The sequence below is a fragment of the Vibrio sp. YT-19(2023) genome (assembly GCF_033337395.1).
Genome location: NZ_JAWOQN010000640.1, coordinates 1 through 642 on the forward strand (window position 1 = coordinate 1; position 642 = coordinate 642).

1 protein-coding gene is annotated in these 642 nt (G+C 44.9%); it reads left to right on the top strand.

The window, feature by feature from the left end; all coding sequences use genetic code 11:
• The coding region (hutG, locus tag R7E78_RS27620) for a formimidoylglutamase (protein ID WP_318058816.1) at nt 1-642 on the top strand (642 nt) is incomplete at both ends.

Sequence of the window (642 nt, forward strand, 5' to 3'; positions counted from 1 at the left end):
GGCGGACACGAAATTGCGTGGGCATCGTTTTCTGGTCTAGCGGAATATTTCAAAACGCATCATCCAGAGAAAAAACCAAAAATTGGCATCATTAACTTCGATGCGCACTTCGATTTGCGTGCGTTCGAAAGTTCATTAGCGGATGTAAAACCAAGCTCAGGTACACCATTCAACCAAATTCATCATTTTTGTCAGCGTAATAATTGGGCTTTCCATTACGCCTGTTTGGGGGTGAGTCGCAGCAGCAACACGCAAGCTTTGTTCCAAAAAGCAGACGAGCTGAACGTATGGTATGTAGAAGATAGTCAACTCAATTACTTGAATCACAGCTACCACCTAACCCAACTGCAACACTTTATCGACGATTGTGACTATCTCTATCTCACCATTGATTTAGATGTATTCCCAGCAGCAACCGCGCCAGGCGTAAGTGCTCCTGCGGCTAGAGGTGTAAGTTACGACACAATCGCACCTTTTTTAGAACGAATTCTTCACTACAAAAACAAGCTTATGTTAGCTGACATCGCAGAGTACAACCCGAATTACGATGTCGATAGTCAAACCGCTCGCTTAGCTGCCCGTTTGTGTTGGGACATCGCCAACGCCATGGCGGAGAAAGAACATAAACCTCAGCCTATTAAA